13 protein-coding genes and 1 pseudogene are annotated in these 15,978 nt (G+C 57.9%); 13 read left to right on the top strand and 1 reads right to left on the bottom strand.

All coding sequences use genetic code 11. From position 1 onward, the window contains the following. Positions 1-3: 3 nt before the first annotated feature. The gene (gene cheA, locus ACOTX7_RS17880; protein ID WP_221813612.1) at positions 4-2,019 is read left to right on the top strand and encodes a chemotaxis protein CheA; all 2,016 of its coding nucleotides are present in this window, start codon (positions 4-6) and stop codon (positions 2,017-2,019) included. 19 nt (positions 2,020-2,038) lie between these two features. Further along, entirely contained in the window at positions 2,039-2,542 is a 504-nt protein-coding gene (gene cheW / locus ACOTX7_RS17875) for a chemotaxis protein CheW (RefSeq protein ID WP_003859699.1), read from the top strand. Positions 2,543-2,638: 96 nt separating this feature from the next. Here cheW and ACOTX7_RS17870 read toward each other — a convergent pair whose 3' ends face one another. Then, positions 2,639-3,898 carry a dicarboxylate/amino acid:cation symporter gene (locus tag ACOTX7_RS17870; protein ID WP_063133342.1) on the bottom strand — a complete coding sequence of 420 codons (1,260 nt, stop codon included), beginning with the start codon at positions 3,896-3,898 and terminating at the stop codon, positions 2,639-2,641. Between the two features lie 427 nt (positions 3,899-4,325). On the opposite strand from ACOTX7_RS17870, the gene ACOTX7_RS17865 reads away from it, so the two are divergent. From ACOTX7_RS17865 to cheZ, 11 genes and pseudogenes are all read left to right on the top strand, one after another. Further along, positions 4,326-4,898: a Csu type fimbrial protein gene (locus ACOTX7_RS17865; protein ID WP_003859701.1), complete on the top strand. Its 573-nt coding sequence runs from the start codon at positions 4,326-4,328 to the stop codon at positions 4,896-4,898. Between the two features lie 7 nt (positions 4,899-4,905). Beyond that, entirely contained in the window at positions 4,906-5,454 is a 549-nt protein-coding gene (locus ACOTX7_RS17860; protein WP_006811108.1) for a Csu type fimbrial protein, read from the top strand. Positions 5,455-5,470: 16 nt separating this feature from the next. Next, positions 5,471-6,232 carry a fimbrial biogenesis chaperone gene (locus ACOTX7_RS17855; protein ID WP_205921833.1) on the top strand — a complete coding sequence of 254 codons (762 nt, stop codon included), beginning with the start codon at positions 5,471-5,473 and terminating at the stop codon, positions 6,230-6,232. Then, a complete protein-coding gene (locus tag ACOTX7_RS17850) occupies positions 6,208-8,592 on the top strand; it encodes a fimbria/pilus outer membrane usher protein (RefSeq protein WP_221813613.1) in 2,385 nt (794 codons plus the stop codon). Before ACOTX7_RS17855 ends, ACOTX7_RS17850 begins: the two co-directional genes overlap by 25 nt. Continuing rightward, positions 8,589-9,551, top strand: coding sequence for a Csu type fimbrial protein (locus ACOTX7_RS17845; RefSeq protein ID WP_221256148.1), 963 nt, complete (start codon positions 8,589-8,591; stop codon positions 9,549-9,551). The genes ACOTX7_RS17850 and ACOTX7_RS17845 overlap by 4 nt, the downstream gene beginning before the upstream one ends. Before the next feature lie 85 nt (positions 9,552-9,636). Beyond that, a complete protein-coding gene (tar, locus tag ACOTX7_RS17840; RefSeq protein ID WP_039274036.1) occupies positions 9,637-11,304 on the top strand; it encodes a methyl-accepting chemotaxis protein II in 1,668 nt (555 codons plus the stop codon). Between the two features lie 44 nt (positions 11,305-11,348). After that, complete coding sequence (gene tap, locus ACOTX7_RS17835; protein ID WP_221256147.1) at positions 11,349-12,950, top strand: methyl-accepting chemotaxis protein IV; 1,602 nt, start codon at positions 11,349-11,351, stop codon at positions 12,948-12,950. Between the two features lie 19 nt (positions 12,951-12,969). Beyond that, a complete protein-coding gene (gene cheR, locus ACOTX7_RS17830; protein WP_032673913.1) occupies positions 12,970-13,836 on the top strand; it encodes a protein-glutamate O-methyltransferase CheR in 867 nt (288 codons plus the stop codon). Next, positions 13,833-14,817 (top strand): annotated as a pseudogene (locus ACOTX7_RS17825) (protein-glutamate methylesterase/protein-glutamine glutaminase). The gene cheR and the pseudogene ACOTX7_RS17825 overlap by 4 nt, the downstream one beginning before the upstream one ends. A gap of 17 nt (positions 14,818-14,834) precedes the next feature. Continuing rightward, complete coding sequence (gene cheY / locus ACOTX7_RS17820) at positions 14,835-15,224, top strand: chemotaxis response regulator CheY (RefSeq protein ID WP_000763862.1); 390 nt, start codon at positions 14,835-14,837, stop codon at positions 15,222-15,224. A gap of 10 nt (positions 15,225-15,234) precedes the next feature. Then, the gene (gene cheZ, locus ACOTX7_RS17815) at positions 15,235-15,879 is read left to right on the top strand and encodes a protein phosphatase CheZ (protein WP_000983500.1); all 645 of its coding nucleotides are present in this window, start codon (positions 15,235-15,237) and stop codon (positions 15,877-15,879) included. Positions 15,880-15,978 lie beyond the last annotated feature (99 nt).

Below are 15,978 nucleotides of genomic sequence, written 5' to 3'. Positions count from 1 at the left end.
AGCGTGAGCATGGATATTACCGATTTTTACCAGACATTCTTTGATGAAGCCGACGAATTGTTGGCCGATATGGAGCAACACTTGCTGGATCTGGTGCCCGAGGCACCGGACTCAGAACAGCTCAATGCCATCTTCCGTGCGGCGCATTCCATTAAAGGCGGCGCCGGCACGTTTGGATTTACCATTTTGCAGGAAACCACCCATTTAATGGAAAACCTGCTGGATGAAGCACGACGCGGTGAGATGCAGCTCAATACCGACATTATCAACCTGTTTTTGGAAACGAAAGATATTATGCAGGAACAGCTCGACGCCTATAAAAGTTCGGCAGAGCCTGATGCCGCCAGCTTTGAATACATCTGCAACGCGCTGCGTCAGTTAGCGCTGGAAGCCAAAGGTGAGGCGTCTGCGCCCGTTGTCCCTGCGGCAAAACTGAGCGTTGTTGACGCCGTAGCCGAACCCGATACGGCGCCTGATGCGCCCGCAGGTAAACTGCGCGTGGTGCTGTCACGTCTGAAAGAGAACGAGGTCGACCTGCTGGAAGAGGAGCTGGGTAATCTGGCGACGCTCAGCAACGTGGTGAAGGGCAAAGACAGCCTGGCCGCGACGCTCGACGACGGGATCGGCCAGGATGACATTGTGGCGGTGTTGTGCTTCGTGATTGAAGCGGATCAGATTGCGTTTGAAACTGAAGCTGCGACCGCAGAAGTGCAAGCGCCTGCTCCGGCAGAAAAAGCCCCTGCGGTGGTCCCTGCTGCCCCTGCACTGAAAGCCGTGCCTAAAGAGTCGGCTGCTCCGGCCCGCGGTGAAAAACCGGCGGCGCGTTCCAGCGAATCCACGAGCATTCGCGTGGCGGTAGAGAAAGTGGATCAGCTGATCAACCTGGTCGGTGAACTGGTGATCACCCAGTCAATGCTGGCCCAGCGATCCAACGAACTGGACCCGGTCACCCACGGCGATCTCATCACCAGCATGGGCCAGTTACAACGTAACGCCCGCGATTTGCAGGAGTCGGTGATGTCCATCCGCATGATGCCGATGGAGTATGTCTTCAGCCGCTTCCCGCGTCTGGTGCGCGACCTGGCCGGTAAGCTCAACAAGCAGATCGAACTGACGCTAATGGGCAGCTCTACCGAGCTGGACAAGAGCCTGATTGAACGCATTATCGACCCGTTAACGCACCTGGTGCGTAACAGTCTCGACCACGGTATCGAGCTGCCGGAAAACCGCGTGGCTGCCGGTAAATCGCCGGTGGGGAACCTGATCCTGTCAGCGGAACATCAGGGCGGCAACATCTGCATTGAAGTGACCGATGACGGCGCGGGGCTGAACCGCGAGCGCATCCTGGCGAAGGCGATTTCGCAGGGGATGGCGGTCAACGAAAACATGACCGACGAAGAAGTGGGCATGCTGATTTTTGCCCCGGGCTTCTCAACCGCAGAGCAGGTCACCGACGTTTCTGGCCGTGGCGTGGGCATGGACGTGGTGAAACGTAACATTCAGGAGATGGGCGGTCACGTTGAGATCCAGTCTAAGCAGGGCGCGGGCACCACAATTCGTATCCTGCTGCCGCTGACGCTGGCGATCCTCGACGGCATGTCCGTTAAAGTGGCGGACGAAGTCTTTATTCTGCCGCTGAACGCGGTGATGGAATCGCTCCAGCCGCGCGAAGAAGATCTGCACCCGCTGGCGGGCGGCGAGCGCGTACTTGAAGTGCGTGGCGAATATCTGCCGCTGGTGGAACTGTGGAAAGTGTTCGAAGTGGACGGGGCAAAAACCGAGGCCACGCAGGGTATCGTTGTGATCCTGCAAAGCGCCGGACGCCGCTACGCGTTGCTGGTCGATCAGCTGATTGGTCAGCATCAGGTGGTGGTTAAGAACCTGGAAAGTAACTACCGCAAAGTGCCGGGGATCTCTGCTGCCACCATTCTGGGTGATGGTAGCGTCGCGCTGATCGTCGATGTATCGGCACTTCAGGGATTAAATCGTGAACAACGTGTGGCGAACACAGCCGCCTGATTAAGTAAAAGGTAATAACATGACCGGTATGAGTAACGTAACGAAACTGGCGGGCGAGCCATCTGGGCAGGAATTCCTGGTTTTCACTTTAGGTGATGAAGAGTACGGTATCGACATCCTGAAAGTGCAGGAAATCCGTGGTTACGACCAGGTAACGCGCATCGCGAACACGCCAGCGTTTATCAAGGGTGTGACCAACCTGCGCGGTGTGATTGTGCCTATCGTGGATCTGCGCGTGAAGTTCAGCCAGGGCGATGTGGAGTACAACGATAACACGGTGGTGATTGTCCTGAATCTGGGGCAGCGCGTGGTGGGGATCGTCGTGGACGGCGTGTCTGACGTGCTGTCACTAACCGCCGATCAAATCCGTCCTGCGCCGGAGTTTGCGGTCACGCTGTCGACGGAATACCTGACCGGGCTGGGTGCGCTCGGCGAGCGTATGCTGATTCTGGTAAATATTGAGAAGCTACTGAACAGCGAAGAGATGGCGCTGCTGGATATCGCGGCGAATCACGTGGCATAAAACAAAGCCGGGTGGCGGCTTCGCCTTACCCGGCCTGCAAATGGCTCGAACACGTAGGCCGGGTAAGCGTCAGCGCCACCCGGCTCTTTTGTATCCTTACGCCTCCTGCTCCACCAGCGCTGCTTCCGCTTCCCGCGCCCCTTCATTCTGCGACAGCATCGCCGTTGCAATCCCGTTCCCCAGCACGTTAATGGCGGACCGCCCCATATCCAGGAAATGGTCGATACCCATCAGCAGCAGGATCCCCGCCACCGGAATGTTAAAGCTCGGAATGGTTGCCGCCAGCACCACCAGCGACGAGCGCGGTACGCCCGCAATCCCTTTCGAGGCCAGCATCAGCGTTAACATCAGCACCGTCACCTCGGTGAAACTCAGGTGAATGTTGTACGCCTGGGCGATAAACATCGAGGCGAACGAGCAGTACACCATGGAGCCGACCAGGTTAAACGAGTAGCCGATCGGCAGGACGAAAGAGGCGATATTCCGTGAACAGCCGAAGCGCGCTAACTGCTCCAGGGTTTTAGGGTACGCCGCTTCTGAACTGCTGGTGGTAAACGCCACCAGCACCGGATCCTTCAGCATCGCCACCAGCCGGAAAATCTCTTTCTTCAGCACCATGTAACCTACCGCCAGCAATACCAGACAGGTCAGGAGGATCGCCACATAGTAACCGCCAATAAACGAGGCATAGTTCAGCAAAATGCCCAGACCCTGGGTGGCAATCACGGACGAAATCGCGGCAAAAATGGCCAGCGGCGCAACGTACATCACGTAGCCCGTCACTTTAAGCATAATGTGGGAGACCACATCCAGCGCCGCCACCAGCGGGGCGTTGAATTTTTGGCCTAATGACGCGCCGCCAATGCCGAAGAACATTGAGAAGACCACAATTTGCAGGATCTCATTGTTCGCCATCGCGCCGGCAATGCTGGTTGGAATGGTGTGTGACAGGAAGGCTTTCAGCGACATCCCGCTAACGGCCAGGCCGGTATCAACCGCCTCTGTCGGGATGCTCAGGTTCAGGCCGCTGCCGGGTTGCTCAAGGGTAACAATAAACAGCCCCACCAGAATGGAAAGCACGGATGAGCTGATAAACCATACCATCGCTTTACCCCCGACGCGTCCAATCGTCGACGTTTCACCCAGCTTCATAATGCCCACCGTCAGGGTGCTGAACACCAGCGGGGCAATCACCATCTTAATCAGCCGCAGGAAAATATCGGTCAGCAGCGTAATGTTCTCCGACCAGGCTTGTATCGCATCGGACGACGCATATTCATGGATCGCCGCACCTGAAAGAATACCCGCCAGCATGAAAATCACGATGAAGAGCGTGAGTTTGTTTGCACTTGCCACAAAAAAATCCTCTATGCGCTAAAAGAGTTCCCTGCGTCAATGCATACAAAATTTTTATTTAAGCGCAGGAAAATATTCGGGGGATAAATTGAAGTAAAGCTGCGTGAGTTACAACTTGTTTTTAATTTTTATGAAATTCGTTGTTTTTAACATGACGATATATTGTGATGCAGATCACATTACAGGCGATATATTCTCAGACTAAGCAAGAATAATGCCCGTTTTGTTTTGCTAACTCTTTGTAATTTTTGTTAATAGTCTGTTAACTGAAGGAGTGATCTCTCCCATCCGCTGAAAGTGGTTGAAGCGTTAACCATAAACAAAATTCTCAGTAACCGCGCCGGGGAATGTTTAAGCGGGGCTAACATACTGAACAGTATGAATAAAATATGGCAAGCGAACCATTATTTCTTCTGGAGGGTGGTAAATGAAAAGAAAACTTCTTTTTATCTGCGCGGGTACGCTGCTGACGGCGGCGACCGTCGGTCAGGCGCTGGCAGTCACCAGTAGCGGCACTATCGGGGCAACGCTGACGCTGACAAACGGTTGTTTGATCAACGGCTCGCCAACGCAAAACGGCATTAACTTCGGGACACTCGATTTCGGGACCCATCCTGCGACATTCTCTACCCTGACAACCCAGTTAACCGGGGCCAGCGGAGGAAACACCTTTACCATTCAATGTACCACTGCCAGTTATACGGTGGCGATCACCGGCAACACCAACGCCACCGCACCCGGAACCGTTGTCGGCACCCCTGGAACGCCTGCCCGCTATCTGGTCAACACCGCCAATGCGGCACAGGGCGTGGCATACAGCCTCTATAGCGATAGCGGGTACAACAACGTGATCGCTAACAACGCCGCGTTGCCCGTTGCCTCCACGGCGGGCGGGGTGAACAGTTATACCCTCTACGGGCGCATAACGGGCGGCGGCAATAGCGTAACGGTGGTACCGGGAACCTATACCGACACCATTAACGTCAGCGTCACCTACTGATTCAGCCATGAAGGCATTGTGTTTATGTCTGCGCGAAAGCGCAGAGGGCGTCGTGCACCCTTTTTTCGCCCTGATCGTCGGGCTGATGATGAGCCCCGGCGTCGGGGCGGTGACCTCCCAGTCCTTCAGGGTGAGCGCGACGGTAGTACCGGGATGCTCGGTGAGCACCGGCACGGGCGGGCGCTTTGGGATGCTGGATTTTGGAACCCGCAATGGCGTGGACAGCACGCCGGTCAGCACCAGCTTTGTCGCCGACGGCGCGTTGTCCATCGCCTGCACGCCGGGCGTGGCGCTGAGCATGACCATTGACGGCGGCCAGAATTACAGCTCGGTGCGACGGATGACGCGTTCAGGCGGGACCGAAGTGGTCGGTTACCGGCTCTACAGCAGCAGCTCTCTGGCGGCGAACAGCGAAATTGGGGTTAACCAGGCAATACCGATTACCTATACCAACAGCAATAACATCGCGCTGCCTCTTTTTGGCGTCGCGCTCCTGACGGGATTTAGCCTGCCGGGAACCTATTCAGATCAACTCACCGTGACCTTGTCATGGTAGGAAAGGGAGAACATCGATGAAGCCATTTTTCAGGCGGTCAGGCCTGGTGGGTCTGTTGGGGGCGGTGGCTCTGGCAACGGGCCAGGCGCATGCAGCGGCAACCATTCTTCTGTGGCCCATCGATCCGTGGCTTCCGGCAGAGGCCAGAGCAACTGAGTTGTGGATCCAGAATCAGGGCAACAGCGCCACAACAATGCAGGTACGTATTGTGCGCTGGAAACAGGAGGGCGGATACGAGCGTTACACCGCCCAGCAGGATGTGGTCGCCAGCCCGCCGATCGTGACCATCGCCAAAGGCAGTAAACAGCTTATTCGCCTGATCAAGCAGGGGACGATCCCGACGGGGGTTGAGCAGGCCTACCGCATCATTGTGGATGAAATTCCCCAGCCGGATGCCAAAGCGGAACCGTCTATGGGCCTCAAACTGCAAATGCGCTATTCCATTCCCCTGTTTGTTTATGGGCAGGGGATCCCCACCCTCAACGAAGGGGCGCACCACGCGCTGGCGAACACCCAACAGCTGAGCTGGCGGGTCGTGCAGGAGGGGGGGAAACCCGCACTTCAGGTCAGCAATCAGGGGGATGTACACGTCCGGCTCAGCCAGGTTGCGGTTGAGCAGGGCGGGCAAAAGCGCACGGTTGCCGAGGGGCTGCTGGGTTATGTGCTGCCAGGCAGCACCCGAAGCTGGCCGCTTCCGGCAGGCATTTATCAGCCGAATCGGATGAGCGCGCAAATTAATGCCAGGGATACGCAATGGCAATCGACGCCCGTCAACTGAAACCGGCGATGATGATCCTGCTTTGCGTCAGTACCAGCGCCTTTGCCGAAACCGGCGACGACAGTTTACCGCCGCCGCCTGATGCACGGACGATGAACGGCGAAGCAGTATTCCAGCTCGCCCTGGTGCTGAACCACTATGACACAGGTCTGGTGGTGCCGGTGACGCAACGCGAGGGCGCCTGGTTTATTTCGGGCGCGGATTTGCTCCGCGCCGGGCTACCGCCCGCGCATGTGCCTGCCGGAGAGGTAAATCTCTCGACGCTTTCGTCGGTACGCGCAGAGTATGACAGCTCGGCCCAGCGCCTGTTGCTGACGGTCCCCCGGGACTGGGTTGCCGCGCGGGTTACGCCGTTCAGCGAACAGAGCGCACAAAGCAAACCGCACTATGGCCGCGGCGCGCTGCTCAATTACGACGTGTATACCAACCATTCCGAGCACACGGGCGGCCAGGCGTCGGTGTGGCATGAGTTCCGCTATTTCAATGAGGACTATTCGTTTTCATCGACGGGGTACGCCCGGCAGAACTTCACCGGTAGCAGCGGGCAGCAGGAAGGGTACGTGCGCTATGACTCAACGTTTCTGATCACCAACGCGGAGGATGCCACCACCTGGACCGCCGGGGACGTCATCAGCGATGCGCTGAGCTGGAGCACCAGCGTGCGCATGGGCGGGATCAGCTACGGGCGCGACTTCTCCCTGCGTCCGGATCTGGTGACCTGGCCGCTGCCCGCGTTTTCCGGCGAGGCGGCCGTCCCGACCTCGGTCGATCTGTTTATTAATGGCTACCGTTCCGGCTCCACCCGCCTTCAGCCGGGGCCGTTTACCCTGACTAATCTGCCGTATATCAACGGTGCCGGGGATGCGGTGCTGGTTACCACCGATGCGCTGGGACGTCAGGTGAGTACCACGCTGCCGTTTTATGTCACCAGCGATCTGCTGAAGCAGGGGTTAAGCGACGGCGCCGTGACGCTGGGCAGCCTGCGGCGTAACTACGGTATTGAGAATTTTGACTATGGTCCGGCGGCGGGCAGCGGATCGTATCGCTACGGAGTAACCGACTGGCTGACGCTGGAGGGGCACGCGGAAGGGGCGGAGTCGCTGGCGCTTGGCGGCGCGGGCACGGTGCTGAAGCTCGGGCGTTTTGGGGTGGTGAATACCTCCTGGACCCAAAGCCGCATGCGCGGCGATAGCGGCGGCCAGACAAACTGGGGCTATCAGTACAACACCAGCGAGTTTAGCGTAGCGACCCAGCATACCCGACGCGATCGTGGCTTCGGCAACCTCGCCCTGTACGATCAGCCCACCGTTTATGATGAAAATGATAACCCCGTTGCCAGCCTGAGCCGCAATACCGACCAGTATTCCTTAACCTTTAACCTCGGGGAATACGGCAATATCGGCGCGGCATGGATCGGCGTTGAGAGTTTTGACAGCCAGAAAACGGAACTGCTCAACCTCTCCTGGAGCCGTAATCTGTGGGGCTCAAGCAGTATTTATCTGGCTGCCAGCCGTGACCAGCAGCGGGGCGACTGGACGGTTGCGCTGTCGTTGCAGGTCCCTCTCGGCGAACGTGACAGCGCCGCCGTCACCTTTGAAAACACCCCTGACGCAGGCAGCACTCAACGCATTAACTACAACCACTCGATGCCGTCTGACGGCGGCTTTAGCTGGAACATGGCCTGGGCCAATCAGTCGCGGTCGAGTGACTATCAACAGGCCACGCTCGGCTGGCGGAATAACAACGTTGAACTACAGGGCGGCGGCTACGGTGAGAAGGGCATGATGACCTGGTGGGGCGAGGCGATGGGGTCTGTCGTGCTGATGGACGGTGAGCTGTTTGCGGCGAACAAAATCAACGATGCGTTTGTGGTGATCAGCACCGACGGACATCCGGATGTTCCCGTCAGCTACGAGAACCAGCCGGTGGGTAAAACCAATAACAAAGGCTATCTGCTGGTGAGCGGCGTTTCCGCCTATTATCCGGCAAGCTACCGCATTGACACCCTGAACTTACCCGCGGATACCCGGCTGAAAGAGACCGAGCGTCGGGTGGCGATCCGTCGGCATAATGGTTATCTGGTGGATTTCCCGATGGAGCAGGAGCGGGTTGCCAGCGTCATCCTGCATGATGCGCAGGGCAATGCGATCCCGGTGGGAAGCCAGGTTAAACGTGCCTCCCGCAGCAGCGCCGTTGTCGGCTATGACGGCCTCGCCTGGCTGGAAAACCTCAACGATGTGAATCCGCTCGAGGTCATCACCCCGGAGGGTAAACGCTGTACGGCAACGCTGACCGTTGGCGCAAACCCTGAGCATAAGCTGCAAACCTACGGTCCGCTGACCTGTCGGGAGGCGCCGTGAGACGCCTGTTCATTGCGCTCCTGCTGCTATTTTCTGGCGGCAGCTGGGCGGCCTGTACCGTCAGTACGGTCAATGCTTCGTTTGGCAGCGTCACCTCGTTCGCGCTGAGCGGCACCGGGGAAGTGGAAACGACGGGCACGCTGGTGGTGACCTGTGATACCGTCCTCAACCTGTTAACTAACGACTCGGTGACGCTGAATTACACGTCGGCATCCGTCTTCGCGAATAGCCGTGCCACCATGAAGCGTACGGACAACGCGGCTATCACCGATGTCATTCCCACGCGCCTGTGCGGGGCGTCCGGCTGCGGCGGAAACAGTGAAGTACAAATCAGCAAAGCCTACACCTGGAGCGGAAACACCCTGCTCGGGCTGCTGGGTTCAAGGCGCTACAACATTCCCCTTTATTTTCGGACCGTGATGGGGCAGAACGTCACGGCCGGGCCGTACCAGGTGTTGTTAACGTTCAGCATCAACTACAACGTGTGCGCCATTGGTGCGGTCGGGGCGTGCCTGACCCCGCAAACCGGCACGGCAACCACCTCTATCCTCCTCAACATGACCGTCACCAATGATTGCAGCACCATGACCACGCCGGACGTCAATTTTAACAGCGCGCCGCTGGTACAAAATTTCCCCACCGTTTCACAGTCGGTCGCCGTCACCTGCACCAAGGGCAGCACCTACACCATAGGCATTAACAATGGGGCAAATGCCCTGAACAACGTGCGTCGTATGGTCAGCGGCAGCAACTTCATGAGTTACGACATTTACAAAGAGGCGACTAGCAACCGCTGGGGTGGCAGCGGCAGCGAGCGCTGGGCCAGCGCCAGCTCATCGCAGGTCAGCACGGACGGGCTTTTACGCACCTACAACTACACCGCTAAGGTCCTTACCAGCCAGGCCACGCCGCCTGCCGGAACCTACACCGACACGCTGATTGTCGACGTCGCATTCTGACCCCCACGCTTTTCCCTTTCGCAAATGTAAAGTTCCTGTGGCCTGTGCCGATAACACCGTTAATCAATCTATGAGAAGGTGTTGTATGTTGAACCGTATCCGCGTTGTCACAATGCTTATGATGGTGCTGGTCATTTTCGCACTTCTTCAGCTTATTTCTGGCGGCCTCTTTTTCTCGTCGTTAAAACAGAACCAGGACAGCTTCGCGGCCTCGAACGATTTGCGGATGCAGCAAAGCGAACTGACCACGACCTGGGATCTGATGTTGCAGACGCGTATCAACCTGAGCCGCTCTTCCGCCCGCATGATGATGGATCCGAACAACCAGCAGAGCAGCGCAAAAACAGAACTGCTGAAGAATGCGCGCGCCACGCTGGCAGACGCGGCGAAACACTACGACGCCTTCAAAAAAATCGCCCCTCAGCCCGCCATGGCGCAGGCGAGCGCGAACATAGATGAAAAATATCAGGCCTACTTTGCCGGGCTGACGGAGCTGGTGCAGTTCCTGGAAAATGGCAATATGGACGCCTATTTCGCGCAGCCGACCCAGGGAATGCAGAACGCCCTCGGCGCGGCACTCGGCGAGTACGCCAAAGCCAGCGGCGAGCTTTATCACTCCGCGTTTACGCAAAGCCAGAACGACTACCGTTTTGCGAAATGGCAGATGGCGGTTCTTGCCCTCGCGCTGGTTATCGTTCTGGTGGCCGTGTGGTACGGCATTCGTCATATCCTTCTGAACCCGCTTGGCCGCGTCATCGCCCATATCCGTGATATTGGCCGGGGCGATCTGACGAAAACGCTGACCGTGTCTGGCCGCAACGAGATCACCGAACTGGCAACCAGCGTCGACCATATGCAGCGTTCGCTGATTGATACCGTCGCCAACGTGCGTGAGGGGGCGGATGCCATCTATACCGGCACAAGTGAAATCGCGATGGGCAACAACGATCTCTCGTCCCGCACCGAACAGCAGGCGTCCGCTCTGGAAGAGACGGCGGCCAGCATGGAGCAGCTCACCGCGACCGTGAAGCAGAACGCTGACAACGCTCGTCAGGCATCACAGCTAGCCGAAAGCGCGTCCGACACCGCCCAGCGCGGTGGTCGGGTGGTCGACGGCGTAGTGAAAACCATGCATGACATTGCCGACAGCTCGAAGAAAATCGCCGACATCATCAGCGTTATCGACGGTATCGCCTTCCAGACCAATATCCTGGCGCTGAACGCGGCCGTTGAAGCGGCGCGCGCAGGCGAGCAGGGGCGCGGGTTTGCCGTGGTCGCAGGCGAAGTACGTAACCTCGCCAGCCGCAGCGCCAATGCGGCGAAAGAGATCAAAGCCCTGATTGAAGACTCTGTTTCACGCGTGGATACCGGCTCGGTGCTGGTGGAAAGTGCGGGTGAAACCATGAATGACATCGTGAATGCCGTGACGCGCGTGACGGACATCATGGGTGAAATCGCCTCTGCATCGGATGAGCAGAGTCGTGGTATTGACCAGGTCGCCCTGGCGGTATCGGAAATGGATCGTGTGACGCAGCAAAACGCCGCCCTGGTGCAGGAGTCCGCTGCGGCGGCCGCTGCGCTGGAGGACCAGGCGAGCCGCCTGAAAATGGCCGTCTCGGCGTTCCGTCTTACTTCAAAAACGACAAATACGGTCAGCTCGCGGTCGGCGTACAGCGAAGTAACCCCGGCGCCCGTGGCAACACGTACGCGCGCAGCGGTGACCGGACAAGATGAAAACTGGGAAACATTTTGACTGACAATTAAACCGCGGCTGCTTGCCGCTTGATGGGAGCGTGGATGTTAAATCGTATTCGTATCTCGACCACACTGTTTTTGATTCTGATCCTGTGTGGGGTTTTGCAGGTTGGCAGTAACGGGTTGTCTTTCTGGGCGTTTCGCGATGGCTATCAGAATTTGCAGGAAGTTGAGACGAGTAATCAGCAGCGCTCCACACTGGCACAAACGCGTGCCGTGCTGTTGCAGGCAAGCACGGCGCTGAACAAAGCAGGGACGTTAACCGCGCTGAGCTATCCGCCGGATGATATTAAGGCGCTGATGGTCGTGGCCCGCAGCAGCCTGAAGCAGGCCGACGCGCAGTTTAAGGCGTTTACGGCGCAGGAGGCGGTGAGTGAGAAACAGAAAGCGCTGAACATCGCCATGAAAAAGAACTTTGATGCGTGGTACAGCGATCTTGATCATCAGGCGACGTGGCTGGAGAACAACCAGCTTTCTGATTTCCTGACCGCGCCGGTGCAGGCGTCTCAGGCGGCGTTCGACGGCAGCTTTAACGCCTGGCAGCAGGATATTAACCAGTTTGTGGCGCGTGCCGGTGCGGACAGCCGCACCAGCTACCGCATGTCAGGGGTGATATTCCTGACCATGGTGATCCTGGCGGCCCTGTTGACCGGCGGTTCGCTGTGGTGGTCGCGCAAAATGATCGTCCAGCCGCTGGCCATTGTCAGCAGCCACTTCGACAGTATTGCGAAGGGCAACCTGGCGCGTCCGGTGGCCGTGTATGGCAGGAATGAAATATCAGCGATTTTCGCCAGCCTGAAGGCGATGCAGGGATCGCTGCGGGAAACCGTCAGCAACGTTCGTCAGGGCAGTTACGCCATGCATACCGGGATCTCAGAGATTGCGGCAGGCAATAACGATCTGTCCTCCCGCACCGAACAGCAGGCGGCATCGCTGGCGCAGACGGCGGCCAGCATGGAGCAGCTGACTGCGACCGTAAGCCAGAACGCCGATAACGCGCGTCAGGCGTCCGACTTGTCAAAACAGGCGGCGATGACGGCGAAACGTGGGGGGGACCAGGCTTCACACGTCGCCAGCACGATGCAGGAGATTGCCGCCAGTTCGCAGAAAATTGGCGACATTATCAGCGTCATCGACGGTATCGCGTTCCAGACCAATATTCTGGCGCTGAACGCTGCGGTGGAAGCGGCGCGTGCCGGGGAGCAGGGGCGCGGGTTCGCGGTGGTTGCCGGTGAAGTCCGTAACCTCGCCAGCCGCAGCGCCAACGCGGCGAAAGAGATCAAAGGGCTGATTGAAGAGTCGGTCTCCCGCGTTCAGCAGGGTTCCGCGCTGGTGGATACCGCCGCGCAGACCATGCACGAGATTGTCACCTCCGTGACGCGGGTGAACGACATTATGGGCGAGATTGCCTCGGCGTCTGATGAACAACGCCGTGGTATTGAGCAGGTGGCGCAGGCCGTAACACAGATGGATCAGGTTACGCAGCAGAACGCCTCACTGGTAGAAGAGGCGGCGGCGGCTACCGACCAGCTGGCAAACCAGGCGGATCACCTTACCGGGTTAGTCGCCGTTTTTAATGTGAAAGAGCACGTTGAAGCAGTAACAGAAGTCGGACGGTCACAGGCCGTGCCCGTTGTATCCTGAATGTGATAAAGAAGGCGCTATGACATCACCCATGCCCTCAGGGCAAACGTCATTATTGTTACAGATGACACAGCGCCTCGCGCTGTCCGACGCGCATTTTCGTCGGATATGTCAGTTAATCTACCAGCGTGCGGGGATCGTGCTTGCGGACCATAAGCGAGACATGGTCTACAACCGGCTGGTGCGGCGCTTGCGCACGCTGGGGCTGGATGATTTTGGCCGCTATCTGAGCATGCTCGAAGCGAACCAGAACAGCGCCGAATGGCAGGCATTTATCAACTCATTAACCACCAACCTGACCGCGTTTTTCCGCGAGGCGCATCACTTCCCGGTGCTGGCGGAACACGCCCGTCGCCGTAGCGGAGAGTATCGCGTCTGGAGCGCGGCGGCCTCTACCGGGGAAGAGCCGTACTCGCTGGCCATCACCCTGGCGGACACCCTGGGCATGGCGCCGGGTCGCTGGAAAGTGTACGCCAGCGACATCGACACCGAAGTGCTGGAAAAAGCCCGTAACGGCGTTTATCGCCAGGATGAGCTGAAAACGCTGTCGCCGCAGCAGCTACAGCGTTACTTCATGCGCGGCACCGGACCGCATGAAGGACTGGTGCGCGTACGCCAGGAGCTGGCGAACTGCGTGGAATTTGCCCCCGTCAATTTACTGGACAAGCAGTACAACGTGCCGGGGCCATTCGACGCCATTTTTTGCCGTAACGTGATGATCTATTTTGATAAAACGACGCAACAGGACATATTGCGTCGCTTTGTTCCGCAGCTCAAGCCTGACGGTTTACTGTTTGCCGGGCACTCGGAAAACTTTAGCAATCTCGTGCGTGAGTTTAGCCTGCGTGGGCAAACGGTATATGCGCTGAGTAAGGAAAAAGCATGAGTAAAATCAGGGTATTGTCTGTCGATGATTCGGCGCTGATGCGTCAGATCATGACCGAAATCATCAATAGCCACAGCGATATGGAGATGGTGGCGACAGCGCCCGATCCGCTGGTCGCGCGGGATTTAATCAAAAAATATAACCCCGACGTGCTGACGCTGGATGTCGAAATGCCGCGCATGGATGGCATCGATTTTCTGGAAAAATTAATGCGCCTGCGCCCGATGCCGGTGGTGATGGTCTCTTCCCTCACCGGGAAAGGCTCGGAGATTACCCTGCGCGCGCTGGAGCTGGGGGCGGTGGATTTTGTCACCAAGCCGCAGCTCGGCATTCGCGAGGGGATGCTGGCCTACAGCGAGATGATCGCCGAGAAGGTCCGCACCGCATCCCGGGCGAAGCTTGCCGCGCACAAACCAATGGCGGCCCCGGCAACGCTGAAGGCGGGGCCGTTTACTCCAGCCATTGCCGCTCTCAAGCCCGGGTATCCTGATCACACAGCATATGCCGCCAGGCTTTACCCGCTCGTTCGCGGAGCGTCTGAACAAGTTGTGCCAGATCAGCGTGAAAGAGGCGGAAGACGGCGAGCGCGTGCTGCCGGGACATGCGTATATCGCCCCGGGCAACAAGCATATGGAGCTTTCGCGCAGCGGCGCTAACTATCAAATCAAAATTCATGACGGGCCGCCGGTCAACCGGCACCGTCCGTCGGTGGATGTGCTGTTTCATTCGGTGGCGAAACATGCGGGGCGCAACGCCGTGGGAGTGATGCTGACGGGGATGGGCAACGACGGCGCCGCCGGAATGCTTGCGATGCACCAGGCTGGCGCCTGGACCATTGCGCAGAATGAAGCAAGTTGTGTGGTGTTCGGCATGCCGCGCGAAGCCATCAATATGGGTGGCGTGAGCGAAGTGGTCGATCTTAGCCAGGTAAGCCAGCAGATGCTGGCGAAAATCAGTGCCGGACAGGCAATACGTATTTGACTCAGGAGTATTATTTTATGGCGGATAAAGAGCTTAAGTTTTTGGTTGTGGATGACTTTTCCACCATGCGTCGCATTGTGCGCAACCTGCTGAAAGAGCTGGGCTTCAACAATGTTGAAGAAGCCGAAGACGGCGTGGATGCGCTGAACAAACTCCAGGCTGGCGGGTTTGGTTTTGTGATTTCCGACTGGAACATGCCGAACATGGACGGTCTCGAACTGCTGAAAACCATCCGCGCGGATGCAGGCATGGCCTCTCTGCCGGTGCTGATGGTGACCGCGGAAGCGAAGAAAGAGAACATTATTGCCGCTGCACAGGCGGGCGCAAGCGGCTACGTGGTGAAGCCATTCACTGCGGCGACTCTGGAAGAGAAGCTCGGGAAGATCTTCGAGAAACTCGGCATGTGAGGTGGTAGTGATGATGCAACCTGCTATGAAACCCGTTGAAGAACATTCGCCGAGCGACATTATTGCCCGCATTGGTAGCCTGACGCGCATGCTGCGCGACAGCCTGCGTGAGCTGGGGCTGGATCAGGCTATAGCCGAAGCGGCGGAAGCCATCCCTGACGCGCGCGACCGTCTGGACTACGTTGTGCAGATGACCGCGCAGGCGGCCGAGCGTGCGCTGAACAGCGTTGAAGCCTCGCAGCCGCACCAGGATGCGATGGAGAAGGGGGCGAAAGCGCTGAGCAAACGCTGGGATGAGTGGTTTGAGAACCCTATCGAGCTGGCGGATGCCCGGGAACTGGTCACGGATACCCGTCAGTACCTGGGTGATGTCCCAGGCCACACCAGCTTCACCAATGCCCAATTGCTGGACATTATGATGGCGCAGGATTTCCAGGATCTCACCGGTCAGGTCATCAAGCGCATGATGGACGTGATTCAGGAGATTGAACGTCAGCTGCTGATGGTGCTGCTGGAGAACATCCCGGAACCGGCTGCCCGTCCGAAACGCGAGAACGAAAGCCTGCTCAATGGTCCACAGCTTGATACCAGCAAAGCGGGCGTGGTGGCAAGCCAGGATCAGGTGGACGATCTGCTGGACAGTCTTGGCTTCTGATGGCCCGTTCTGCCTCAGGTCGTTAGCGCGGCCTGAGGCAGCACAGGACAAAAACACGAAAAGAGCCCTAATAATCGGGCTTTTCCCGCCATTGGATTT

The sequence above is a fragment of the Enterobacter cloacae complex sp. IR5418 genome (assembly GCF_049238105.1).
In the GTDB taxonomy this organism is placed as follows: domain Bacteria; phylum Pseudomonadota; class Gammaproteobacteria; order Enterobacterales; family Enterobacteriaceae; genus Enterobacter; species Enterobacter hormaechei.
The sequence above is the reverse complement of the archived record's forward strand: the minus strand, read 5'-3'. Positions and strand labels throughout refer to the sequence as shown.